This is a genomic window from Pseudomonas sp. TE24901 (assembly GCF_054058375.1).
In genome coordinates this window covers 111,565-135,822 of sequence record NZ_JBSSAF010000007.1, presented here as the reverse complement: position 1 = coordinate 135,822, position 24,258 = coordinate 111,565, and the positions used below count along the sequence as shown (strand labels likewise).

Here is a 24,258-nt window from a genome sequence, read left to right as displayed (position 1 = left end):
GTGGTTTACCGGTTGAAACGCTCTACCAGCGAATACTGGGTATTGGCGGTATGGGTCAGCTCTTCACTCAACTGCGCCGAGTTCAGCGCCTGCTCCGACGTCTGATCCGCCAGCAACGCAATGGTGCTGATGTTGCGGCTGATCTCTTCGGCCACCGAGCTTTGCTCTTCGGTCGCTGCTGCGATCTGGGTGGTCATGTCGGTGATATGCGCTACTGCTTCACTGATGCCCACCAACGCCTGATCCGCTTCCGTCACCCGTGCCACACCTTCTTCGGCCTGGCGATGCCCGGCGTCCATGGTTTGCACGGCAGCGGCGGCGGTCTGCTGAAGCTTGGCGATCAACGCGTGGATCTGTCCGGTGGATTCGGCGGTGCGTTGCGCCAGTTGGCGCACTTCGTCCGCTACCACCGCAAAGCCTCGGCCCATCTCACCGGCGCGTGCCGCTTCAATGGCCGCGTTCAGGGCCAGCAGGTTGGTCTGGTCGGCAATGCCTTTGATCACATCGACCACACCGCCGATCTCATCACTGTCCTTGGCCAGTTGGGTGACGGTCACGCCGGTCTCACCCACTGCAACGGACAGGCGCTGTATCGCCTCGCGTGTTTCCCCGGCGATATCGCGACCACGGCCGGTCAGGCGGTTGGCCTCCTGGGTTGCGTCGGCTGTGCGCTGCACGTGGCTGGCGACTTCCTGGGTGGTCGCGGCCATCTGGTTGACGGCGGTGGCCACCTGTTCGGTCTCGACGCGCTGGCGTTCCAGGCCACTGGAGCTGTTGTGCGCGAGGGTGTTGGACTGTGCGGCTTGATCGTTCAGGTGCTCAGCCGTGTCCTGCAAGCGTGTGAGACACGTCTTCAGGCGTGCCTCCTGGCTGAGGATCGACATCTCCAGGCGCGCTTGTGCGCCACGGCTGTCGGTGTACATCTGCGCGATCAACGGGTCGGAGGTGGTCTGCTCGGCCAGGCGCAACAAGCGCTTGAGGCCGCGCTGCTGCCAGCTCAGGCCCAGCAGGCCCAACGGCACCGACAAACCTGCCGCCAGGGCAAAGCCCCAATGGGAGTTCAGCGACGCGCCGATCATGAAGCTCAACTGGCTGACCAGGATAAATGGCAGCCAGTCCTGCAGCACCGGCAGCCACTTGTCCCGCTGGGGAACGGCAGACTTGCCCTGGTTGATGCGTTGGTAGAGCGCTTCGGCCCGGCGGATCTGCTCGGCGGTGGGCTTGATGCGCACCGATTCGTAGCCGATCACCTGGTTACCGTCGAAAACGGGGGTCACATAGGCGTTAACCCAATAGTGATCACCGCTCTTGCAGCGATTCTTGACAATGCCCATCCATGGCAAGCCTTGTTTGAGCGTCGACCACATGTGCGCGAACACCGCCGGCGGAACGTCCGGGTGACGCACCAGATTGTGCGGGGCACGAATCAGCTCGTCGCGGGTGAACCCACTGATCTCGACAAACGCGTCGTTGCAGTAAGTGATGACACCCTTGGCATCTGTGGTGGAGATCAACCGTTGCTGAGCGGGGAAGGTACGTTCGCGCTGGGTAACGGGTTGGTTATTACGCATGATTGTTCAATCCACAAGGCTTTCAGGGGGTATCGGCAGGCGCGAGCAATTGTTGAGAAAATTTTCCAGCAGTGAATTGCGTCATGGCAATGCTTCGTAAATACGACAGCATATTCCTGTGGTGTGCGCTCTAAGTAAATGGATTGTAGGACTATTCCGAAAATTGGTCGTGGAGTTCATGCGAGAAATCGACATGTTTCGTGAGAAGTTTAGATTTTTCGACGAAGAAGAATGCTTTTGCGGGGTGAGGGATGTTTGTATTTTTCTAGACATACCCTGACATTGTGCTAAAAGATATCAGCGCTAATGTTTCGCAATAATATGTAATTCCCTGAAATAGCATCTTAGAATATTGATTCGCATGATGGCATAAAGACTCTACGCTAGTTCGCATGATGGCATAAAGATTCCACGTTAGTTCGCATTTCGAATGTGCGATGTCCTGTGGGTGAGACTTCGATCGAGATAATGTGAAAATGTGTAAAAAGGAGACGAATGTGACACTTGTTCCGGTCATTATCTGCGGTGGCTCCGGCAGCCGGCTTTGGCCTGTTTCACGTTCAGCACATCCCAAACCATTTATCGAGTTGCCGGACGGAGGCAACCTGATACGTAAGACCTACAGCCGCGCCTTGGCTTTAGAGACGGTCAATGAAGTTTTGACGATTACCAACCGTGATCTCTATTTCAAGACATTAGATGAATACGCTGCGCAAGCACCGCAGTTTACGAATACGAGCTTTGTACTTGAGCCTTTCGGGCGTAATACCGCCGCTGCGGTTTTTATGGCAGCTAAAGAGGTCGAACGTGTACATGGGGCGGATGCCATCATTTTGATACTTCCTGCTGATCACCTTATTGAGAAGCAAGTGGAGTTTTCCAGCGCGGTATCGGCGGCCTCAGAATTAGCAAAAAATGGCTGGCTGGTGACGTTCGGTGTACGCCCTGAGTATCCGGAAACCGGCTATGGCTATATTCAGAAAGACGGCGATAAACCCTTGGGCGCAGGCTTCGAAGTAAAACGTTTTGTAGAAAAACCAAGTATCGAGGTTGCCGAAGGATATTTGGCTTCAGGCCAGTACTTCTGGAACTCCGGCATGTTCTGTTTTCGTGCTGGCACATTGATTGAAGAAATGACGCTGTGGGCGCCAGAGGTGGCGAGTGCTGTGGATCGCTGTCTTGTTGCGTCAGGAGAGATGCAAGGTGAGAGCCATCGTTGCTTGCACCTGGAGCCCAATAGCTTCGCCAAAGTCCCGGATATCTCGATCGACTTCGCGTTGATGGAGCGCTCCAACAAAGTGGCTATGGTGCCCTGTGATATTGGTTGGAGTGACATCGGTTCATGGATAGCCATGAGCGAACTGTCCCCAGCCGATGAGCACGGTAATCGTATAGAGGGAGACGCCGTGCTGCATGCGTCCCGCAACAATTATGTGCGCGTTCAACGTCGGTTGGCCGCATTGGTGGGGGTTGAAGACCTGATCATTGTCGACACACCTGACGCCTTTCTGGTCGCTCACAAAGACCACGCTCAAGACATCAAGGTCATCACGGCCCAACTCAAGAAGAGTGGACACCGTGCTCACTTGGACCATATGACAGTTCGCCGTCCATGGGGAACCTATACAACGCTGGAAGAAGACTTGCGTTTCAAGATCAAGCGCATAGTGGTTAAACCCAGGGCCTCGTTGTCGTTACAGATGCACCATCACCGCAGTGAACACTGGATCGTGGTCAGTGGTACGGCACGCGTTGTTAATAATGATCGTGAGTTTTTACTGAATACCAACGAGTCGACCTTTATTCCCGCAGGCAACACTCATCGTTTGGAAAATCCAGGTGTCATCGACTTGGTATTGATTGAGGTGCAGAGCGGCGATTATTTGGGAGAAGACGATATCGTTCGGTTTGAGGATATCTATGGCCGAGCCCATGTTTGAAAGGTACTGCTCAAGCGGCTAAAGCATTCGCGCAACGGTAAAGGCAGATATTGAAGACGGCTTTTGCTTCCAAATGGGAAGTGAGGGAGGTGTGAGCGCTTGCTTCTTTGAGAGAGGTGGTTGCTCAATTAGTTGAAAAATGGTGAAAAAATGAGTGGCAAAAAAGTAGCATTGATTACAGGTATCACGGGGCAAGATGGCGCGTACCTTGCTGAGTTTTTGTTAAAAAAAGGCTATTCGGTACATGGCATCAAACGACGTAGTTCCATGTTCAATACTGCTCGTATTGACCATCTTTACCATGATCCGAATTCGACAGGTTATGACCTGACATTGCATCATGGTGATCTGACCGATTCCAGTAGCTTGATGCGCATCGTCCAGAATGTACGACCGGATGAAATCTATAATTTGGCAGCTCAAAGTCATGTTGCCGTTTCTTTCGAGGAGCCTGAGTACACCGCCAATTCCGATGCCTTGGGGGCACTGCGCCTTCTTGAAGCAATACGAATCGTTGGGTTGGAAAAGAAAACCAGGTTCTATCAAGCATCAACTTCAGAACTGTACGGTTTGGTACAAGAGATCCCGCAGAAGGAAACCACACCTTTCTACCCGCGCTCACCGTATGCGGTCGCCAAACTTTATGCTTACTGGATGACCGTAAACTACCGTGAGTCGTACGGCATTTATGCGTGCAACGGTATCTTGTTCAACCATGAATCGCCTATTCGCGGTGAGACATTTGTCACTCGTAAGATCACCCGAGCATTGGCGCGTATCAAGCTGGGCGAGCAAGAGTGTTTGTACCTCGGCAACATGAACGCCCTGCGCGACTGGGGGCATGCCCGTGATTACGTTGAGATGCAGTGGCTCATGCTGCAGCAGGACGTGGCTGAAGATTATGTGATTGCAACGGGCGAACAGCACTCCGTTCGTGAGTTCGTCGAACTTGCGGCAAAAGTAATCGGCATCAATATTCGTTGGGAAGGCGCTGGGGTTGAGGAAAAAGGTTACGACCTCGCCACCAACCGATGCATCGTTGCCGTGGACCCGCGCTATTTCCGCCCCGCCGAAGTTGAAACGCTACTCGGGGACCCGAGCAAGGCCAAAACCCAATTGGGTTGGGCACCGACAACGACGTTCGCTGAACTCGTGGAAGAAATGATGCATGAAGACATGCGTGAGGCCGAGCGCGACCAATTGGTCCAGGCCCACGGATATAAATACTTCAAGGGCCAGGAATAGGGGGCGCGGATGATTCCGGTATACCAGCCCTTCCTGGGCGGACGTGAAAAGGAATATGTAAACCAGTGCCTGGATTCGACCTGGATTTCTTCTCGCGGAGAGTTTATCTCTCGCTTTGAAAACGAATTTGCCCGATACATTGGTGCGAACCATGCCACGACGGTGAGCAACGGTACCGTCGCCCTGCATCTGGCCATGGCCGCGCTTGGGCTAGGGCCGGGTGACGAGGTCATTGTTCCAACGCTGACCTATGTGGCGTCCGTCAATACCATCCTGCAAACCGGTGCCAGCGTTGTATTCGCCGAGTCATTGGCAGATACCTGGAACGTCAGTATCGAAGACATACAAAGCCGGATCACGGAAAAGACCAAGGCGGTGATGGTCGTGCACCTCTATGGTTTGGCTTGTGACATGGAGGCGGTCGTTGCCTTGTGTCGCGAGCATGACGTATTGCTGATCGAGGATTGCGCCGAAGCTTTCGGGTCTTTGTATAAAGGTCAGCATGTAGGGACGTTTGGAGATGTCGCGACATTCAGCTTTTTCGGCAACAAGACCATTACCACCGGTGAAGGTGGAATGGTCGTATCCAAAACCAAGGCTTTGCACGACAGAGCCTGTCACCTGAAGAGCCAAGGCGTGTCCAAAACTCGGGAGTATTGGCACGATGAGCTGGCGTTCAACTACCGAATGACCAACATTTGTGCGGCCATTGGTCTCGCCCAGTTGGAGCGGGCAGACGAGATCATCGCGCTCAAGCGTCGAGTCGCCGACTGGTACCGCGAAGCACTCAAGGGGCTTCCCCTGCGGATGCACGCTGAGCAGCCCGGGACCCGCCATTCGTACTGGATGTGCTCGATACTGTTGGATGATTCGCGCCAGCGTCAGCCGTTGCGTGATCACCTGACCACGCAAGGTATAGAGACCCGCCCTTTGTTTGCGCCTGCGCACACCCTACCGCATTGCTGGACAGACCAGCACTTCCCTATCGCACAAGATCTCAGCGCGCGCGGAATAAACCTCCCCAGTTATCCAACGCTGAACCGTGAACAAGTAGAGCGCATAGCAGAGGAGATCAGACACTACTTCGCCGATTAAACCGAAGGAGACCCGGGCAGCCGAGTAGCCGTTGCCCTCCAAGTGGAGTTCAGAGATTCAAGTGAGTACTGAATGTTTGGATCTAATACATTTACTCAGGTGAAGTGATGCTCTCTTATTTTACGCGTGTATGGGATGCCCGTTATTTTTGGATCCACCTTTCATTGGCAGATCTCAGATCGCGCTGGCGGCGCTCATTTTTGGGCATGGCGTGGTCGGTGATCCAGCCATTGGGCTTGACGCTGTTGCTGACGCTGGTATTCAGCAGGCTCTTTAATGCGGATATCGTGACGTACGCGCCTTACATTCTGTCGGGCATCATTGTGTGGGAGTGCATATCTGCTAATACCGTGGCGGGCTCACTGTCATTTGTCCAGGCGGACGCCTACATAAAACAATGCAATCACCCTTTGGCGATATATACGCTTCGAACGGTGGTAGGGAGCAGCATTGTTTTGATGTTAGCCAGCATATCCTTGTACGGATGGGTGGCTGTCGTGCTCCCGCAAAACTTTGGCTGGAGCTGGTTGGCTTCTCTTACCCTGTTTCCGATACTCGCATTGATCGCGTGGCCGGTGTCTACGTTGCTTTCTTACGTAAGTACCCGCTTTCGAGATATTCCCCATGCGTTAGGTCTGATCATGCAATCGTTGTGGTTTATCTCGCCAGTGTACTTTGAAGCGAAGATGTTCAAGAACGGCGGCCTGCACGCACTGGTTGATTACAATCCTATTTATCACATCTTACAGTTAATACGGGCCCCCCTACTTCAGGGAGAATGGCCAACGTGGCAGAACTACGCGTTCAGTATCGGGACGGCCGTGTTTTTTGGAGCGCTGGCGGTAATGGTGGGTAGCAAGGTTGAAAGAAAAGTGATTTTTTACCTATGAAAAATAATCGAATTTCACTTAACAACGTCAACCTTCATTACGCCTCCGTTGCCTATAAGGAGCGTTCATTGAAGTCCCTCATGGCAGGTGTGTTCAGCCGTAAGGCGCAGCGTTCAAATGTCGCGGATATTCATGCGCTGAAAAATATCACTGTTGAAATAACGAGTGGTGAGCGTGTGGGACTTCTCGGACACAACGGGGCGGGCAAGAGCACGTTCCTGAAGATGGTAGCCGGGCTATATCCCGTGTCGAGCGGTGTGCTGAATGTAGAGGGGCAAGTTCGCTCTCTGTTTGATTTGAGCTTGGGCTTTGAGCCAGATGCTACGGGCAGGGAAAATATTTTATACCGAGGATTGTTGTTGGGTCTGTCCCCCAAGTTCATGCGTGACAAAGCAGAGGAAATCGTCGAGTTCGCCGGGCTGGGAGAGTTTATTGACTACCCCATAAAAACCTATTCGGCCGGTATGCAAGTCCGGCTCGCGTTCGCAATATCGACCACCGTGGGAGGGGATATTCTGCTTCTGGATGAGGTCATCGGTGCTGGTGACGCGAATTTTATGGCTAAAGCCAGGGAGCGTATTACAGGCCTTATTGAGCAGGCAGAAATTCTGGTGTTGGCAACTCATGATTTCAGTGCGTTACGTTCGATTTGTAATCGTGGTCTGGTGTTCCATCACGGTGAACTGGTTTTCGACGGTGCCTGTGATGAGGCCGTTGCTGAATATAAAGTTATAAATGGATTGAAATAATTTTGAAAACACTAAGAGTCCTTTGGTTGCTTAACCATACGACATTACGGAAATTCGAAGTTGATCAGCTCAAGGCGCTGGGCGTGAATGAAATTTTCATGCCGAAAAGTTTTCCTTATGACGAGGGCAATCTTTCTGCCAGCGTCGATTTCAGTTTTGACGCCGCGTTGACCATCCCTAAGGATCAGCTGGATGTCTTGAATGCGCAGGATTGGTATGCGGGCCCATGCGAGGAGGCCTGGCGGATTGCCAATTTGTACTTTGATGTGGCGATTGTTGGTTTTTTTCCAACTCAAATTAAAAGTGCTGTGCGTCATTTCAAGGGTGCTATTGTTCTGCGAGTTTTTGGTTTGTCAAAGGGCTATTCTTATTCTCAGTTGTTTTACGAGGAAGCTGAAGAGTCCTTGGTCCGTAGTATCAAGGCAATGGGCGCGCGATTCTGGTTTGGCGCAGGCTACGACCATTTGAAAGACTCCGAACAGAATTTTTTAGCCAGTAGAAACTGCTACCTGCCTGTCGGTTTGAAGGGCGAGGCTACGCCTGATTTATGGGAAGGGACGCTCAAGAAGATTTTGTTTGTCTGTCCAAGAATTGGGTCTTCCCCATACTTTGAAAATATTTATAAAAGCTTTATTCATGACTTTTCGGGGAGCGAGTACACCATTGGCGGTGCGCAACCGATTGCGGTGCCTGATAAAAATGTACTGGGATTTGTGTCCGCTGAAGAGCATGAGTACAACATGAGGCAACACAGGGTGATGTTTTATCACTCTACTGAGCCCAACCACATTCATTATCACCCCTTTGAAGCCATTCGTGCAGGCATGCCCTTATTGTTCATGGCGGGCGGCATGCTGGATAAAATGGGGGGGATCGGTTTGCCAGGTCGCTGTAAAACAGTGGCTGAAGCCAAGGCTAAAACTAAGCAGTTGATGAGCGGTGATCAAAAGCTGATCCAAAACATCCGCGAATCGCAAATGGTTTTGCTTGAGCCTATGAAAGCAAAAAATTGCGAGCAAGCCTGGCAAGCTGGCTTCAAAAAAGTGCTGGCGGAACTTGAGACAATCAAAAAAGAAAGTGTTGAGCGCCCTGTTCGCAGAAAGCGAATTGCCGTCATCGTTCCTGTAGAGTACAGGGGCGGAAGCCTGAGGGGAGCAAAGCTTGTAGCTAATGCCTTGTATCACGGCAGTCGCCAGATGGGGGAGGCTGTTGATGTCGTGTTCCTGCACTTAAACAGCGCCGAAAGCTATCCGCCTGAAGAGTTCATGGACCTTGAAAGCGAGATCTCGATTCGTTCATACAAATGGAACGTTTTGGATGCAATGCCCGCACGACGAGCCATGCGCTACTCCGGGCATGAAGGTTGGGAACCGAAGTGTCCGCGTTATCTGGTTATCGATGATGGAATAAATAACCTCCAGGATTGTGATGTCTGGCTGGTCATTTCCGATCGTTTAAATGGGCCGCTTCTGCCGATGCGACCTTCGATACTCATGGTGTATGACTACCTGCAGCGGTATGTGCCGATATTACCATTGGGTGCAGATCAGCCTTATATAGATGCGGCCAGGGCTGCGTCGAAGGTACTGGTGACCACCGCGTTTACGCAGCAAGACGCGTTGAATTACGCAGGGGTACCAACGAATAAGGTATTCAAGTTACCCATGCTGGCTCCCGACTTTTCCCGTGTAAAAGGCAGTTTTGCCGATCGCTCGAATTATTTCTTGTGGACCACCAATACGGCGATACACAAAAATCATTTGAATGCCGTGAATGCGTTGAAGTTTTATTATGAGGAGCTCGGTGGTGTATTGGAATGCCGGATTACGGGCGTCAATACCAAGGGCCTGTTTAAAAGTAAGTTGCCCCATCTCAAGCCGTTAAACGATGTATTGGGGAAAAGTCGATTATTGAAAAAAAATGTGAACTTGTTGGGTGAGCTGCCAGATAGAAATTATCAAAGTGAACTCGCAGGCGCTGCTTTTTTGTGGCATGCAGGTACGATTGATAATGGTACGTTCAGTGTCGTCGAGGCGGCGGGTCTAGGTGTTCCTTCATTAAGTAGTGACTACCCGGCCATGAGGGAAATTGATCAGCAGTTTTCCTTGGGGTTGAGTTGGATGAAGTCGGATAAGCCAAAGCAAATGGCCAGCCAACTTAAAGAGATGGAACTTTCCTATCTGGAACGCCGCAATGCGTTGCCTTCCAGTGACGTGTTGGCTGAGCAGAGTGTCGAGAAACTGGCGAATGCCTATTGGCAGGTTGTCAGGGAGTGCTTATGAAAAAGTTTGGTATCTATCTGGCCTACGCTCCAGGGCTGGACCTTCGGCACGAGGGGCTGGGCCGTTATCTTGCGGCATTCCTCAAAGGTGCGGAAGGGCGAGACGATGTGAAGTTTACATTGGTATGCCCGAGTTGGACTAAGAAAGCGCTGCATGATCTGTTTCAGAGTGAAGGCGTTCAGGAGGATGTGTTTGAAATCGTTTCACCTGCCAGTGTTCCCATGATCTTGCGGTGTTACGAGGAATACATAGCTCGGAAAAAGAAACAGAAAAAAGTTCCGTTTAGAGAGCGGCTGGCCAAAAAGCTATTTCATTGGAAGGCTATCGTGCTCGGCAAGATTGAGGAGCGTTTGATTACGGTTGATTCCTATACGGGACTGATCCGTTTAGGGCTCGAAGCGGTTGCCCTTTGTTTGTTGTTATTGTTGTTCAGCCCGTTGCTCATTTTACTGCCTGTTTATGCGCTTTATCTGAAAGTTCGTGTGATTGTGCGTAAACTTTTTCGTCCCTTAAAGCGGCTGGTGAGTCGCTTGCAGACGGCGGTAGGTGCGCCGAAAGAAGATAGTTTAGTGCTTCGTCTGTATCGTCGTTTGGAACAAGTTGAATCTGATCGTATGTTGCAACTTATCAATAAGATGACGGAGGTGAAGGCGTGGTATAGCCCAACTGCCTTCTGGCCTGCATTCAATCAAATTCAAGCGCCACGTCTGATGTGTGTGCCTGACGTCGTGCTGTCAGATTTTCCTATCGGCTTTTCGGAAGTAGGGGGCGAGCGATTTTTACAAGTTTATGAAAGGGTTGAAGCTGCCATTCACGGTGGTCAGCACTTTGTGACGTATAGCAAAAATGTTAAGTGGGAAACATTGGTCGAGCGGTACGCCCTAAGGCCGTCACTCGTTTCAGTTGTTCACCATGCGCCCAATGACTTGAGCAGCAATGTGGCTGTGAAGGGGTTGTCTGACGAAGCGGCGTCTTCAAAAAACTATTGCATGATTCTTTTCCAAAGGGCTTTGAAAAAGTCTTCAAATCCCAGCTATTCATCTGCATTTCTTAACGGTGATGCGCAGTTTATCTTTTATGCCAGCCAGTTTCGGCCCAATAAAAATATGATTTCTTTGCTGAGGGCGTATGAGTACCTTTTGCGAAATGATTTTATTCGCCACAAATTAATACTCACCGGGCACGCGGCGGGCTTTCCTCTTGTGAGGGAATTTATTCGCGAAAATCATCTGGAAAATGATGTGCTATGTATTCACGGCTTGACCGTCCAAGAGCTGGCTGCGTGCTATAAGTTAGCGGATCTGGCCGTTAATCCGAGTTTGAGCGAAGGCGGCTGCCCGTTTACGTTTACTGAAGCATTGTCCGTTGCAACGCCCGTAGTAATGGCCCGTATACCGGTCACGGAAGAAGTGTTGGTAGATGAAACGTTGCAACAAATGACGTTTTTCAACCCCTATGACTGGCGAGACATCGCCAGCCGTATTCAGTGGGGCATCCTTAATCGTGATGAGTTACTGGCCGTTCAATTAAAGACCTATGCTTTGTTGTCCAGACGCAACTGGACGGATGTTGTAAATGAGCACATCGATATATTGGATACGATTTCGAGAGATATCAATTGAGTAGAGTAAGGCCTATGCCCCCCCTGACTGGTTTGCTCATCCTTGGCTTCGGTGGCCATGCCCGTGCCGTTGCTGATGTTGCGTTGGCGGTAGGGATAAAGCAACTTTGCTTTGTTGATATCAATGCGCGTCCAAATGAAACCTTTGGAGCGTTTCCTGTTCTGCCGAGTTGGGATAAAGGTCGATTGGACGGGTGGTCCGTCATGCCTGCCTCAGGTGATAGCGTGCAACGGCAAGCCCAATGCGAATGGGCCGCTCAGCTGGGTTGGCCATTAGCAACGATCATTTCGCCAACGGCGACACTGGGTTTTGGCGCAACGCTGGGGCCAGGATCTTTCATTGGCCATCACGCTCACGTAGGCCCTATGGCATCTGTTGGTCAGGGGTGCGTTATCAATACGGGAGCCATTGTCGAGCATGAATGCACGATAGGTGATTTTACCCATATCTCTATCAAAGCCGCTGTTGCAGGAAGGTGTCAGATTGGAAAGGGGTGTTTTATAGGCGCAGGGTCAACGGTTATTGATGGGTTGACGGTAGGTGACGGCGTTACCTTAGGCGCAGGCGCCTGCGCTCACCGTAACTTGACCGAACCTGGAGTCTATGTGGGAGTGCCAGCGAAGCAGATAAGAAGGGAAGGGCAACGTTGAAAGTTCTCCATTTTTTCAAGACCTATTATCCGCGCACCATGGGCGGGGTGGAGCAGTTTATTTTTCAACTGTCGGAAGGTGGTCGTGCGCATGGAATTACTGCACAAGTACTCTCATTGAGTGAGCATGGCGCTTCCCGTAATGTCGAGGTGGGTGAGCACTTGGCTCACACATCAAAACTGGATTTGAATATTGCTTCGACGGGCTTTTCGTTGTCAGCGTTTAAAGACTTTCATGAGTTGGTCGAAGGTGTGGATATCATCAATTATCATTTTCCATGGCCTTTTATGGATGTGGTCCATTTTGCTACTCGTGTGCGCAAGCCAACGGTGGTGAGTTACCACTCGGATATCGTGAAGCAGAAGACACTGTTGAAGTTTTATCGCCCGTTGATGAATAAGTTTTTAAGCAATGTCGATCGTATTATTGCCACGTCTCCGAAGTATGTAGAAACCAGTCCGGTATTGCAGCACTTCCTGGATAAAGTAACGGTGATACCGATTGGCCTGGGGAGAGGGACTTATCCGCAGGTGTCGCCGGAAAAGTTGAAGCATTGGAACACTATATTCCAAGGACGATTTTTTCTTTTTGTCGGCGCCCTGCGTTATTACAAAGGTTTGGAGTATTTGCTCGAGGCTGCTCGTACAGTGCGTTTTCCAATCGTTATCTTGGGGCAAGGCCCGATGGAGCTGCAGTTAAAAGCCCAGGCGATAAAACTCGGTCTTACGAACGTGCACTTTTTGGGAGGCTTGCCTGATGAAGATAAAACTGCGCTGCTGACGCTTTGCTTTGGCCTGGTGTTCCCTTCTCATCTGCGTTCTGAAGCATTTGGCGTTTCGTTGCTGGAGGCCGCGATGTTCAGTAAGCCTCTTATTTCTTGTGAAATCGGCACCGGAACGACGTATATAAACATTGCAGGAGAAACGGGGTTGGTGGTTCCACCGGGTGATACACATGCGTTGGCACAGGCAATGATCTGGTTATGGGAGAACCCTGTAGAAAGCCAAGCGATGGGGGTTCGAGCAGCCTTGCGTTTCGAAAAGGAGTTTACCGCGAATCAAATGGTCGACTCTTATGCTCAGGTCTACCGTTCTTTGCTGTCAACGGCCTGACGAAAGTCAGCAGAACGCCATGCGTCCGTTTCAATCTCCTGGCGTTCTGGGTCGCTCTCGGGGCATCAACTCAGCATCGGGTACGTGAACAACCCGAAGTGAAGCAGATTCAAACCGAAGTGCGTGGCGATCGCCGCCCCCAATCCGCCAAACCGATAAGCCAGGCCATAGCCGACTCCGGCGATACTCGCCAGCAGTACCCAATGCCAGCCCGCGCCTAGGTGCACCAGGCCGAACAGCAATGAGGCGAGCAAGAGTGCGAGGTTCTCCCCGTAGGGCAGGTGCTTGAAGCGTTGGCTCAAGCCCCCTTGGACGTAGCCGCGAAACAGCGCTTCTTCTACCAAGGTCACCAGCAACAGGTTGTTCAGTACCCATAGCCAGGCCTGTTCCGGCCATTTCGGCGCCCAGCTGACAATCCCCAGCAATGCCGCCCCACCCAGCGCTGCAACCGCCGTCAGGGCCAACGCCAGTGCTGCCACGCAAATCGACAGGCGCAACGTGCGCCGTGCCACGATCCACGGGCAGGCCAGCAGCAGCCAGAATCCGATCAGCGGCTTGTCCTGGTTCAGGTACATCGAGAACGGTACGGCGTCCGGGGTAAACCGTTGCGGGTCGATGCCGCGCCCGTTGTAGAAACCCGGCAGCCAGTGCATCGCCAGGCCCAAGGCCAGGACGATGAACAGGCCATGGCCAAGGTAGCGCGCCCACGGCGTGCGTTGCTGGCGCACCGCGTAGCCGGCGATCAGCAACAGGCCGACCGAGACGGCCGCGAGCAGGCCCAGTTGCCCGTAGATCAAGGCCACTGAGTAGCCAATGGAGAGAAGCACCAGGTACAGCCAGGGCAGAGCGATCATGTGAAATCCTTGGAAAAACCCGGCGGCATTATAGCGACCGGTGTTTTGCCGCCGCATGAAAACTCCTCCACGCAAAAAGATCCGGAGGAGTTATTGCAAAATATGTTTGCGGCTGGTTATAGTCGCGGCGTCTTCATCCCTTCAAAAGATCAGCACATGCCAGCTTCCCAGCGCATAGCGGTAGTCGATTCAGCGGTCAACGCTGTGGTCGTGCCGTGCGGGGAAAAGCAGCCTGCGCAGATCAGTCATTACCCGCCTCCTGTCAGCAGCACGTCGGTGTACGCAGTCGTATCACCGCCGGGTGTTGGCATTTCGGGCTGATCAGCTTCGCTGCTCCCGTCTGCCCGCCTGAAAAAAACCTAATGCATTTCAGCGTCTGCTGAATCGGCTTTTTTTGCCTGATGACAGGTGGTAACCATGTCTGTTCTTTCGAAACAATCCGTGGCCGCGGCGGCCTCGACGAGCCTGTTTGTCCTGCTGTGGAGCAGCGGGGCGATTTTCTCCAAGTGGGGGTTGGCCCATGCGTCACCCTTTGCGTTCCTGCTGATCCGCTTTGCCATCGCCCTCGCGGGCCTGGTGATCCTGGTGCCGGCTCTCAAGTTGAAGTGGCCGCGCCCCGGCAAACCCCTGCTGTATGCGGCGGCGACCGGGCTGGTGCTGCTGGGGGCTTATCAGATTTTTTACCTGCTGGCCCTCGACCTCAAAGTCACGCCTGGGGTGATGGCAACCATCATGGGCGTGCAACCGATCCTCACCGTGGTGCTGATGGAGCGCCAACGTTCCTGGCGCCGGATGTTCGGCCTGGGGCTGGGCCTGGCGGGGTTGATCATGGTGGTCTACCAAGGCATCGGCATGTCGGGGATGTCCTTGGCGGGGATGCTGTTCGGGCTGCTGGCATTGGCCAGCATGACCTTTGGTTCGATCATGCAAAAGCGCATCACCGATAACCCCTTGGGCACACTGCCGGTGCAATACCTGGCTGGATTGCTGTTGTGCGCGGTATTCGTGCCGTTCCAACCCTTCCACTTTGAGCACAGCACGGGCTTTTTCGTGCCGGTGCTGTGGATGGGGTTGGTGGTGTCTTTGCTGGCAACGCTGTTGCTGTACCGCCTGATCGCCCGGGGCAACCTGGTGAATGTCACCAGCCTGTTCTACCTGGTGCCGGCCGTGACGGCGGTGATGGACTACCTGATCTTCGGCAACAAGCTGGCGATGTTGAGCCTGCTGGGGATGGGGTTGATCATCATCGGCCTGGTGTTCGTCTTCCGTAAAAACTGACACCACCCTCCACTGTAGGAGCCCGGCTTGCCGGCGATGGCGTCATTTAGATCGCTATCGCCGCGGTGCGACGATTCGACAAGCCGGGCTCCTACAAGATTTTTTTGGGGCGTAGCACCAGCCAAAGCGCCCCCGCAATTAACACCCCGCCATACAGATGCGCCATCGACAACGGCTCATCCAGCAACAACGCCCCCCACAACACGCCAAACGGCGGAATCATGAAGGTCACTGTCATCGACTTCACCGGCCCGATGGACGACAGCAGTCGGAAGTAAAGAATGTAGGCAAACGCCGTGCACACCAGCCCAAGCCCCAGCAACGACAACCACACCTGCCACCCACCCCAGCTGGCGGGCGGCTGTTGGATGGCGCTGTAGGCAAAGAACGGTAGCAGGAACAACGTCGCGCCGAGCATGCTGCCCAACGCTGACAGGCGACTGTCCAGGCCTCCGCGCTGATCCAGCCAGCGCCGCGCCAGGAACCCGGCAAAACCGTAGCACGTGGTCGCCAGCAGGCAGGCCAGCGCGCCCATCAACAATTGCAGGTCAAACGCCACCGGTCCGGCGCGGGTCAGCACGCCTACGCCAAACAGGCCCAGGGTCACCCCGGCGATCTTTGACGGGGTGAGGCGCTCGCTGAAGAACAGCCCGCCGATCAACACACCCATCAACGGCGTGGTGGCGTTGAAGATCGCCGAGTAACCCGCTGGCAGCACCTGGGCTGCCACCGAGTACATGGTCGCGGGAATTCCGGAGTTGATCACCCCCAGCAGCAACACTGTCTTGAACTTGCCCTGGAAATCCCAGTTCACCCGCATCGCCGCCAGGATCACCAGCAAACCGGCGGCGGCAATCGACACGCGAAAAAACGCCGTCGGCACGGTGCCGATCTCGGGCGCAATGATGCGCATGAACAGGAAGCTGGCGCCCCAGATAGCAGCCAGCCCCAGCAGGTACAGGGTGTCGACAGGTCTCACGAAATACTCCTACATCCATCAGGCGGCGAGTGTTGCACGACGCCTTGACGGATTACAGGACAAACCGTGTGACCAGCCCATTCAGGTCCACCGCCAGGCGCGACAGTTCCTGGCTGGCGGCCGAGGTCTGCGTGGCGCCGGCAGCCGTTTGGGTGGACAGATCGCGGATGTTCACCAGGCTGCGGTCCACTTCGCGGGCGACCAGCGCCTGCTGCTCGGCAGCGCTGGCGATCACCAGGTTGCGCTGGCTGATCTGCGAGATGGCGGCGGTGATTTTTTCCAGGGCGCTGCCGGCGCTGTTGGCCCGCTGCAGAGTCTGGCCGGCGTGTTCGGCGCTGCTGTTGAGCGCCTCGACGGTGCCTTGGGTGCCTTGCTGGATACCGGTGATCATCTGCTCGATTTCTTCGGTGGAGTCCTGGGTGCGTTGTGCCAGGGAACGCACCTCATCGGCGACCACCGCAAAACCGCGCCCGGCTTCACCGGCGCGGGCGGCTTCAATCGCTGCGTTCAATGCCAGCAGGTTGGTTTGCCCGGCGATGCCACGGATCACTTCCAGCACCTTGCTGATGTCCTGGGCCTGCACGGCCAGGCCTTCGGCCTTGGTTGAAGCACCGAGCACTTCGTCCACCAGGTTCTGGATTGAGCTGATGGTTTCGCTGATCTGGTAGTGGCCGTGCTTGCTGTCCTCATCGGAGGCCTTGGACGCCTCGGCGCTGGACACCGCATTGCCTGCCACCTCGTCCACCGCCGCGCTCATCTCGTTCACGGCCGTGGCGGCTTGTTCGATTTCATCGTTCTGCGCCTGCAGGCCGCGGGTGCTCTGTTCCATCACCGAACTCATCTCTTCGGCGGCAGAGGCCAGCTGCTGCGCCGACTCGCTGATGCCACGGATGGTGGTTTGCAGTTGCACCTGCATGGTGGAGAGTGCGGTCAGCAATTGCGCCGGTTCGTCCTGCCCGTGCACTACGATCGGCTGGCTCAAGTCGCCACCGGCGATGGTGCGGGCCACGGCCAAGGCTTGGCCGATGGGCGCAGTGATGCTGCGGGTCAGCAGCCAGGCCAGTAAAAGGGTGGCAATCAGGGCGCACACAATGATCAAACCGACTACCCACTGGGCGTTGGTGTACATCTGCGCGGCCAGGCCAGCGGCGTCTTCCACGCCTTTCTGGTTGAAGGTGATCATGTCCTCCAGGCTTTTATTGAGGACCGTGCCCTGGGGCGCCAGGCGGCTGGTGAGCAAGTCGATGGCGTCCTGCTGCTGGTCCTTGTCGACCAGGGCGACCATCTGCCCGACGATGGTCAAATAGGTGTTCACGTTGGCCTTGAGTTGCGTAAGCATCTCGCGTTCTTCATCGCCGCTGAGCAGGTCTTGATGGTGATCGAGCAGGGTTTGCAGTTCGCTGCGCTGGCGAGTGATCAGGCTTTTGCTGTTATCGCGTACCCGGGACTCGTCGGTGGTCGCCAGGCGCAAGGCCTCCAGGCGGATGCTGGCGATACAGGCGGCGGCGTCGTGGATGCTCTCGATGCTCGGCATCCACGAATCCTCGATGACCAGCGCACTTTCGCGCAGCTTGGCCATCTGCCCCAAACCAAACAGGCCGACAATCACCAGCATGCTGGCCAAAACCCCAAAACTCAGACTGGCACGCAATCCGATCCTCATGTTCCTCAATGACATCTCAATGCTCCTTGGGCGATTAGAACCTGTTCCCGGATCGGTCTTCAGACCTTGTTAGGGTGGGAGAGGGCGCGCTATATATCAAAGTGCCACTAAGGTGGTAATCAGGGTTTCCCTTACGCTGTATCAAGATGGTTACAAACGGTTAACCTCAGTGACATGGCAGATTTTATTGCGCAAAAGCGCCAAGCCACGTCATTCCAGGCGTACAGGCGAAGGCGGGTAGCGATTCGTGCGACTTTTTGGTGCGTTTTCTGACCGAGTGGTCGAATTGTGAAATTTGAAAATAAATGTACGAAGTGCGCAAACCTGTACAACCTGCCGCGAAAAATCCTCCTTCTCCTGCTTCTATTCACTGGCTAAGCTCAGGGCTTCCAGATGCCCGCCAGAGGTTTCCCGCATGTCGCAATCTGCTCCCGCCATCGCCCGGATGATCCTCGATGGCTTCGACGACTACCGTGAGCATTTCCGCCAGATCACCGACGGTGCCCGCGAGCGGTTCGAGAAGGCTCAGTGGCAGCAAGGGCAGGCGGCGTCGGCGGCGCGGATCAACCTGTATGAAGAAAAGGTCGGTGAAGTCACGGCGCGCCTGCGAGCCAGCTTCGATGACGCGGTGCTGTTGGAGGTGGACGCCTGGCCCCTGGTCAAAAGCGCCTACATCGGCCTGATCGACTTGCGCTTTGACGATGAATTGTCCGAGACCTGGTACAACTCGATATTCTGCGGCCTGTTCAGCCACGACCTGATCAGCGACGGCTGCATGTTCATCCACACCACCCGGCCCAGCCTGCGCCGGGCGCGGGCGGCGCAAACCCGCACCTACACGCCAAATGGCAAGATTGCCCAGATGCTGGCGCAGGTGTTTGCCGACTACCGCTTCAGCGAACCCTACGCCGACCTGCCGGCTGACTTGCGCCGCCTCGAAGCCCAACTGCGGGAAAATCTGCCGGACTGGGTGTGCAAGGACCCGGACCTCAACGTCGAGCTGTTCTCTTCGGTGCTCTACCGCAACAAAGGCGCCTACCTGGTGGGCCGCCTCTATACCCGCGACGAACAGTGGCCGCTGGCGATCCCGTTGCTGCACCGCGAAGGGCACGGCATCCAGATCGATGCCCTGATCACCGACGAAGCCGACGTGTCGATTATCTTCTCGTTCACCCGTTCCTACTTCATGGTCGACGTGCCGGTGCCGGCGGAATTCATCGGCTTTCTCAAGCGCATCCTGCCGGGCAAGCACATCGCCGAGCTGTACACCTCCATCGGCTTCTACAAACACGGCAAGTCGGAGTTCTACCGTGCGCTGATCAACCACCTGGCCACCACCGATGATCGCTTCATCATGGCCCCGGGCGTGCGTGGCATGGTCATGAGCGTGTTTACCCTGCCGGGCTTCAACACGGTGTTCAAGATCATCAAGGACCGTTTTTCGCCGTCGAAAAACGTCAACCGTGCCACGGTGATCGAGAAGTATCGGCTGGTTAAAAGTGTCGACCGGGTCGGGCGCATGGCTGATACCCAGGAGTTCGCCGATTTCCGTTTTCCCCTGAGCAAGTTCGAACCCGACTGCCTGGCCGAGTTGCTGGAAGTCGCGGCCGGCACCGTCGAAGTAGAAGGCGACACGGTGCTGATCCGCCACTGCTGGACCGAACGGCGCATGACCCCACTCAACCTCTACCTCGACAACGCCAACCCCGCCCAGGTGCGCGAAGCCCTGGAAGATTACGGCCTGGCCATCAAGCAATTGGCGGCGGCGAATATCTTCCCTGGCGACATGCTGCTGAAAAACTTCGGCGTCACCCGTCACGGTCGCGTGGTGTTCTACGACTACGACGAAATCTGCTTTCTCACCGAGGCCAACTTCCGCCATATCCCTGCGCCGCGCACCCCCGAGGACGAAATGGCCTCCGAGCCCTGGTACTCCATCGGCCCGCTGGATGTGTTCCCCGAAGAATTCCCGCCCTTCCTGTTTGCCGACGCCAGCCAGCGCCAGCTGTTCGATGAGCTGCACGGCGAGTTGTACAATGCCGACTACTGGAAGGGTCTGCAGGAGGCGATCCGCGCCGGCAAAGTCATTGATGTGTTTCCTTACCGGCGCAAAGACCCTCTGTAATACCTACCCTCCTGTGGGCACAGGCTGGTGTGGGAGCGGGCCCGCTCCCACATTTGAGTCGGTTTATCCTTGATGCCGCTCAGCCGCCTGCCAGACGAGGCGCTTTTCTGCCACACTTGGCGGCCGTGCCTATACAGATGACCGCCAAGTAGCTGATGACTGACCAAGCGCCCACTATCGACCAACTGCTCAAAACCCTCGATCACGCCATGCTCGCCGACCGCCACCGCTTGCGGCGGCAATTGCTTGAGCTGCGCAAGAAGCCCGACGAGGACAAGTTGGCGCAATGGGTCGCGCGCATGCAGGCCTCCTGCGCCCAGGTCACGGCGCGGCGTGCCAGCCTGCCGGTGATTCGTTACGACGACAGCCTGCCGATTGCCGCCAAGCGTGATGAAATCAAAGAGGCCCTGAACAAGCATCAGGTGCTGATCATTGCCGGTGAAACCGGCTCGGGCAAAACCACCCAGTTGCCGAAGATCTGCCTGGAAATCGGCCGTGGCCAGTTCGGCCTGATCGGCCACACCCAGCCGCGCCGGATCGCGGCGCGCAGCGTGGCCAGCCGGGTCGCCGAAGAGCTGGGCACACCGCTGGGCGCGCTGGTCGGCTACCAGGTGCGCTTCGAAGACCAGAGCGATTCCAACACCCTGATCAAGCTGATGACCGACGGCATCCTGTTGGCGGAAACCCAGAACGACCGTTACCTGGAACGCTACGACACGATCATCGTCGACGAAGCCCACGAACGCAGCCTGAACATCGACTTCCTGCTGGGCTATCTGAAGACCCTGTTGCCGCGTCGCCCGGACCTCAAAGTCATCATCACCTCGGCGACCATCGACCTGGAACGCTTCTCCAAGCATTTTGACGACGCACCGATTGTCGAAGTGTCGGGCCGTACCTTCCCGGTCGACACCTGGTACCGCCCGCTGACCCTGGAACAGGACGAGGAGGGCAACCGCGTCGAGGACGACCTCACCGTCGACCAGGCGATCCTCGCCACCCTCGATGAAATCGCCGCCTATGAGCGCAGTGAGCGGCGCAGCCCGGGCGACGTGCTGGTGTTTTTGCCGGGCGAGCGCGAAATCCGCGACGCCGCCGACATGCTGCGCAAGGCCCAACTCAAGCACACCGAAATTTTGCCGCTGTACGCGCGCCTGTCGCCGGCCGAACAGCAGCGCATCTTCCAATCCCACCCGGGCCGCCGCGTGGTGCTGGCCACCAACGTTGCGGAAACCTCGCTGACGGTGCCGGGCATTCGGTATGTGATCGACAGCGGCACCGCGCGCATCAGTCGCTACAGCTACCGCGCCAAGGTGCAGCGCCTGCCGATCGAGGCGATTTCCCAGGCCAGTGCCAACCAACGTAAAGGCCGGTGCGGCCGGGTTGAGCCGGGCATTTGCGTGCGCCTGTACAGCGAAGAAGATTTTATCGGGCGCCCGGAGTTTACCGACCCCGAGATCCTGCGCACCAACCTCGCCGCCGTGATCCTGCAGATGCTGCACCTGCGCCTGGGCGAGATCACCGACTTCCCGTTTATCGAGCCACCGGATGGCAAGGCCATCAGCGACGGTTTCAACCTGCTGCAAGAACTCTCGGCGGTGGACCGCAACAGCCAGCTCACGCCACTGGGCCGCCAACTGGCGCGCCTGCCGGTGGACCCGCGCATGGGCCGCATGCTGCTCGAAGCGGCCAAGCTCGGCAGCTTGCAGGAAGTGTTGATCGTGGCCAGTGCCATGTCGATCCAGGACCCGCGCGAGCGCCCACCGGAGCGTCAACAGGCCGCCGACCAGGCCCACGCGCAGTGGAAGGACGCCGACTCGGACTTCGCCGGCCTGGTCAATTTGTGGCGTGGTTTTGAAGAGCAACGCCAGGAATTGACCGCCAGCCCGCTGCGTAATTGGTGCCGCAAGAATTTCCTCAATTACCTGCGCCTGCGCGAGTGGCGTGACTCCCATCGTCAGTTGAGCCTGATCTGCCGTGATATGCAGCTCTCGATCAACAAGGACCCGGCCGACTACCCGAAACTGCACAAGGCCGTGCTCTCCGGCCTGCTCAGCCAGATCGGCCAGAAAACCGAAGACGGTGACTACTTGGGCGCGCGTCAGCGGCGCTTCTGGATTCACCCGTCGTCGGGCATCGGCAAGAAGCGCCCACAATGGCTGATGACCGCCGAGCTGGTGGAAACCACCAAGCTCTATGCGCGCATGGTGGCCAAGATCGATGCCGACTGGATCGAACCGTTGGCCGGGCACCTGATCAAGAAGAACCACTTCGAGCCCCACTGGGAGAAGAAGCGCGGCCAGGTCGTGGCGTTTGAACAGATCACCTTGTTCGGGCTGATTGTGGTCGGGCGCCGGCCGGTGCATTACGGGCCGGTCGACCCGGTGGTGTCCCGCGAGTTGTTTATCCGTGAAGGCCTGGTGCGGGGTGAAATTCAGTCCCGCGCCAAGTGCCTGACGGCCAACCAGCAACTGCTGGAGCAGCTGGACGAGCTGGAAGCCAAGGCGCGTCGCCGCGATATCCTGGCCGACGAAGAAACCCTCTACGCCTTCTACGACGCGCGGCTGCCGGCCGAGATCCATCAGACCGCCACGTTCGACAGCTGGTACAAGGTCAACAGCCAGAAGAACCCGCAGTTGTTGATCATGCGCGAAGAAGACGTGCTGGCCCGCGAGGCCAGTGAAGTCACCGCCCTGCATTACCCGGACACCCTGCACCTGGGTGACCTGGAGCTGGCGTTGAGTTACCACTTTGAGCCCAACCACCCCCGCGATGGCGTGACCTTGCGCGTGCCGGCGCCGCTCTTGCCAGCCTTGCCGCCAGAACGCCTGGAATGGCTGGTACCGGGCGTGATCGAAGCCAAGTGCATCGCCCTGGTGCGCAACCTGCCCAAGGCGCTGCGCAAGAATTTCGTGCCGGTGCCGGACTTCGTCAAGGCCGCGCTGCAACGCATCGAATTCGGCCAGGGCTCGCTGCCCCTGGCACTGGGTCGCGAGTTATTGCGCATGACTGGCGCTCGGGTCAGCGACGAAGCCTGGGCGGAAGCGGCGCAACAGGTGGAAAACCATCTGAAGATGAACCTGGAAGTGGTCGACGGCCAGGGCAAGTTCCTCGGCGAAGGCCGCGACCTGGCCGAGCTGACCGCGCGGTTTGCCGAGGCCAGCCAGGCTGCGTTGGCCGTGCCGCAAACCGCCAAGAGCCAGCAGCCGGTGGAGGCCAAGGTGTTCGCGGCAGTGGCCGAGAAGACCCAGCAAAAGATCGCCGGCCTGTCGATGACGGTGTACCCGGCATTGGTGGAAGAAAACGGTACGGTCAAGGAAGGGCGTTTTTCCACGGCTGCCGAGGCCGAATTCCAGCACCGCCGTGCGTTGCAGCGTTTGCTGATGCAGCAACTGGCCGAACCGGCCAAGTTCCTACGCGGCAAGCTGCCGGGCCTGACCGAGCTGGGCCTGATGTACCGCGAACTGGGGCGCATTGATGCGCTGGTGGAAGACATTCTGCTGGCCAGCCTCGACACCTGCGTGCTCGAAGGCGAAGCCAGCCTGCCACGTGATGGCGCCGGTTTGGCGGCCTTGGCCGAGCGCAAGCGCGGCAGCTGGACCGAACACGCCGAGCGCCTGGCGCGCCTGACCCTGGACGTGCTGAAACTCTGGCACGGCCTGCAGAAGCGCTTCAAGGGCAAGATCGACCTGGCCCAGGCCGTGGCCTTGAACGATATCAAGCAGCAGTTGAGCCACCTGGTCTATCCCGGTTTTGTGCGGGAAACCCCGGCGCAATGGTTCAAGGAGTTGCCGCGTTTTCTCAAGGCCATCGAACTGCGCCTGGAGAAGCTGCCGAGCCAGGTGCAAAAGGACCGGGTGTGGAGCGGCGAGCTGGCCGGCCTGTGGACCCAGTACGAAAACCGCCTGAAAAAGCATGCCCAGGAAGGCAAGCGCGACCCCCAGCTAGAGCTGTACCGCTGGTGGCTGGAGGAATACCGGGTGTCGCTGTTTGCCCAGCAGTTGGGCACCAAAGTGCCGATTTCCGACAAGCGCCTGAGCAAGCAATGGAGCCTGGTCGAAGCCTGATACACAACACAAATTCCCTGTGGGAACGGGTTTGTGTGGGACCGGGCTTGCTCGCGAATACGGTGAGTCAGTCAACAGATGTACTGACTGACACTCAGCTTTCGCGAGCAAGCTCGCTCCCACAATTGAATGCATG

General features: G+C 56.1%; 17 protein-coding genes. 13 read left to right on the top strand and 4 right to left on the bottom strand.

Going from position 1 to position 24,258, the window contains the following annotated elements; all coding sequences use genetic code 11:
- Positions 1-5: 5 nt before the first annotated feature.
- Positions 6-1,571, bottom strand: a complete 1,566-nt coding sequence (locus tag ACVWVP_RS15820; RefSeq protein WP_259172968.1) for a methyl-accepting chemotaxis protein — start codon at positions 1,569-1,571, stop codon at positions 6-8.
- Between the two features lie 497 nt (positions 1,572-2,068).
- Here ACVWVP_RS15820 and ACVWVP_RS15815 point away from each other — a divergent pair, with 497 nt between their 5' ends.
- From ACVWVP_RS15815 to ACVWVP_RS15775, 9 genes are all read left to right on the top strand, one after another.
- Positions 2,069-3,511, top strand: a complete 1,443-nt coding sequence (locus ACVWVP_RS15815) for a mannose-1-phosphate guanylyltransferase/mannose-6-phosphate isomerase (protein ID WP_457407060.1) — start codon at positions 2,069-2,071, stop codon at positions 3,509-3,511.
- A gap of 150 nt (positions 3,512-3,661) precedes the next feature.
- Positions 3,662-4,756, top strand: coding sequence for a GDP-mannose 4,6-dehydratase (gene gmd / locus ACVWVP_RS15810; protein ID WP_259172966.1), 1,095 nt, complete (start codon positions 3,662-3,664; stop codon positions 4,754-4,756).
- A 9-nt stretch (positions 4,757-4,765) separates the two neighbouring features.
- Positions 4,766-5,851: a DegT/DnrJ/EryC1/StrS family aminotransferase gene (locus ACVWVP_RS15805; RefSeq protein WP_457407057.1), complete on the top strand. Its 1,086-nt coding sequence runs from the start codon at positions 4,766-4,768 to the stop codon at positions 5,849-5,851.
- Between the two features lie 107 nt (positions 5,852-5,958).
- The gene (locus ACVWVP_RS15800; protein WP_178925574.1) at positions 5,959-6,741 is read left to right on the top strand and encodes an ABC transporter permease; all 783 of its coding nucleotides are present in this window, start codon (positions 5,959-5,961) and stop codon (positions 6,739-6,741) included.
- Positions 6,738-7,490 (top strand): ABC transporter ATP-binding protein, encoded by a 753-nt coding sequence (locus tag ACVWVP_RS15795; RefSeq protein ID WP_178925573.1) that lies wholly within the window; start codon positions 6,738-6,740, stop codon positions 7,488-7,490. Before ACVWVP_RS15800 ends, ACVWVP_RS15795 begins: the two co-directional genes overlap by 4 nt.
- A gap of 26 nt (positions 7,491-7,516) precedes the next feature.
- The gene (locus ACVWVP_RS15790; protein ID WP_457407054.1) at positions 7,517-9,772 is read left to right on the top strand and encodes a glycosytransferase; all 2,256 of its coding nucleotides are present in this window, start codon (positions 7,517-7,519) and stop codon (positions 9,770-9,772) included.
- Positions 9,769-11,394, top strand: a complete 1,626-nt coding sequence (locus ACVWVP_RS15785) for a glycosyltransferase (RefSeq protein ID WP_259172963.1) — start codon at positions 9,769-9,771, stop codon at positions 11,392-11,394. Before ACVWVP_RS15790 ends, ACVWVP_RS15785 begins: the two co-directional genes overlap by 4 nt.
- A gap of 14 nt (positions 11,395-11,408) precedes the next feature.
- Entirely contained in the window at positions 11,409-12,044 is a 636-nt protein-coding gene (locus ACVWVP_RS15780) for an acetyltransferase (protein WP_457407051.1), read from the top strand.
- Positions 12,041-13,156 carry a glycosyltransferase family 4 protein gene (locus ACVWVP_RS15775; protein WP_218647208.1) on the top strand — a complete coding sequence of 372 codons (1,116 nt, stop codon included), beginning with the start codon at positions 12,041-12,043 and terminating at the stop codon, positions 13,154-13,156. The genes ACVWVP_RS15780 and ACVWVP_RS15775 overlap by 4 nt, the downstream gene beginning before the upstream one ends.
- A gap of 65 nt (positions 13,157-13,221) precedes the next feature.
- Here the strand turns inward: ACVWVP_RS15775 and ACVWVP_RS15770 are convergent, their stop codons facing one another.
- Positions 13,222-14,010: a CPBP family intramembrane glutamic endopeptidase gene (locus ACVWVP_RS15770; RefSeq protein ID WP_178925570.1), complete on the bottom strand. Its 789-nt coding sequence runs from the start codon at positions 14,008-14,010 to the stop codon at positions 13,222-13,224.
- On the opposite strand from ACVWVP_RS15770, the gene ACVWVP_RS15765 reads away from it, so the two are divergent.
- Entirely contained in the window at positions 14,011-14,331 is a 321-nt protein-coding gene (locus ACVWVP_RS15765; RefSeq protein WP_259172960.1) for a hypothetical protein, read from the top strand.
- 96 nt (positions 14,332-14,427) lie between these two features.
- On the top strand, positions 14,428-15,288 hold the full coding sequence (locus ACVWVP_RS15760) for a DMT family transporter (protein WP_457407048.1): 861 nt from the start codon (positions 14,428-14,430) through the stop codon (positions 15,286-15,288).
- Between the two features lie 91 nt (positions 15,289-15,379).
- Here the strand turns inward: ACVWVP_RS15760 and ACVWVP_RS15755 are convergent, their stop codons facing one another.
- Both ACVWVP_RS15755 and ACVWVP_RS15750 read right to left on the bottom strand, forming a co-directional pair.
- The gene (locus ACVWVP_RS15755; RefSeq protein WP_178925567.1) at positions 15,380-16,267 is read right to left on the bottom strand and encodes a DMT family transporter; all 888 of its coding nucleotides are present in this window, start codon (positions 16,265-16,267) and stop codon (positions 15,380-15,382) included.
- 52 nt (positions 16,268-16,319) lie between these two features.
- The gene (locus tag ACVWVP_RS15750) at positions 16,320-17,882 is read right to left on the bottom strand and encodes a methyl-accepting chemotaxis protein (protein ID WP_372339951.1); all 1,563 of its coding nucleotides are present in this window, start codon (positions 17,880-17,882) and stop codon (positions 16,320-16,322) included.
- A 463-nt stretch (positions 17,883-18,345) separates the two neighbouring features.
- On the opposite strand from ACVWVP_RS15750, the gene aceK reads away from it, so the two are divergent.
- Both aceK and hrpA read left to right on the top strand, forming a co-directional pair.
- Entirely contained in the window at positions 18,346-20,055 is a 1,710-nt protein-coding gene (aceK, locus tag ACVWVP_RS15745; RefSeq protein ID WP_259172957.1) for a bifunctional isocitrate dehydrogenase kinase/phosphatase, read from the top strand.
- Between the two features lie 155 nt (positions 20,056-20,210).
- A complete protein-coding gene (gene hrpA / locus ACVWVP_RS15740) occupies positions 20,211-24,122 on the top strand; it encodes an ATP-dependent RNA helicase HrpA (RefSeq protein WP_259172956.1) in 3,912 nt (1,303 codons plus the stop codon).
- The last annotated feature ends 136 nt before the right edge of the window (positions 24,123-24,258 follow it).

Excerpts from the sequence above, each read along its gene's own strand:
- ACVWVP_RS15800 (WP_178925574.1), top strand. The coding sequence starts at position 5,959 with ATGCTCTCTTATTTTACGCGTGTATGGGATGCCCGTTATTTTTGGATC.
- ACVWVP_RS15795 (WP_178925573.1), top strand. The coding sequence starts at position 6,738 with ATGAAAAATAATCGAATTTCACTTAACAACGTCAACCTTCATTACGCC.
- ACVWVP_RS15760 (WP_457407048.1), top strand. The coding sequence starts at position 14,428 with ATGTCTGTTCTTTCGAAACAATCCGTGGCCGCGGCGGCCTCGACGAGC.
- ACVWVP_RS15785 (WP_259172963.1), top strand. The coding sequence starts at position 9,769 with ATGAAAAAGTTTGGTATCTATCTGGCCTACGCTCCAGGGCTGGACCTT.
- hrpA (WP_259172956.1), top strand. The coding sequence starts at position 20,211 with ATGACTGACCAAGCGCCCACTATCGACCAACTGCTCAAAACCCTCGAT.
- ACVWVP_RS15750 (WP_372339951.1), bottom strand. The coding sequence starts at position 17,882 with ATGCTGGTGATTGTCGGCCTGTTTGGTTTGGGGCAGATGGCCAAGCTG.
- ACVWVP_RS15770 (WP_178925570.1), bottom strand. The coding sequence starts at position 14,010 with ATGATCGCTCTGCCCTGGCTGTACCTGGTGCTTCTCTCCATTGGCTAC.
- ACVWVP_RS15780 (WP_457407051.1), top strand. The coding sequence starts at position 11,409 with ATGCCCCCCCTGACTGGTTTGCTCATCCTTGGCTTCGGTGGCCATGCC.
- gmd (WP_259172966.1), top strand. The coding sequence starts at position 3,662 with ATGAGTGGCAAAAAAGTAGCATTGATTACAGGTATCACGGGGCAAGAT.
- ACVWVP_RS15820 (WP_259172968.1), bottom strand. The coding sequence starts at position 1,571 with ATGCGTAATAACCAACCCGTTACCCAGCGCGAACGTACCTTCCCCGCT.
- ACVWVP_RS15805 (WP_457407057.1), top strand. The coding sequence starts at position 4,766 with ATGATTCCGGTATACCAGCCCTTCCTGGGCGGACGTGAAAAGGAATAT.
- aceK (WP_259172957.1), top strand. The coding sequence starts at position 18,346 with ATGTCGCAATCTGCTCCCGCCATCGCCCGGATGATCCTCGATGGCTTC.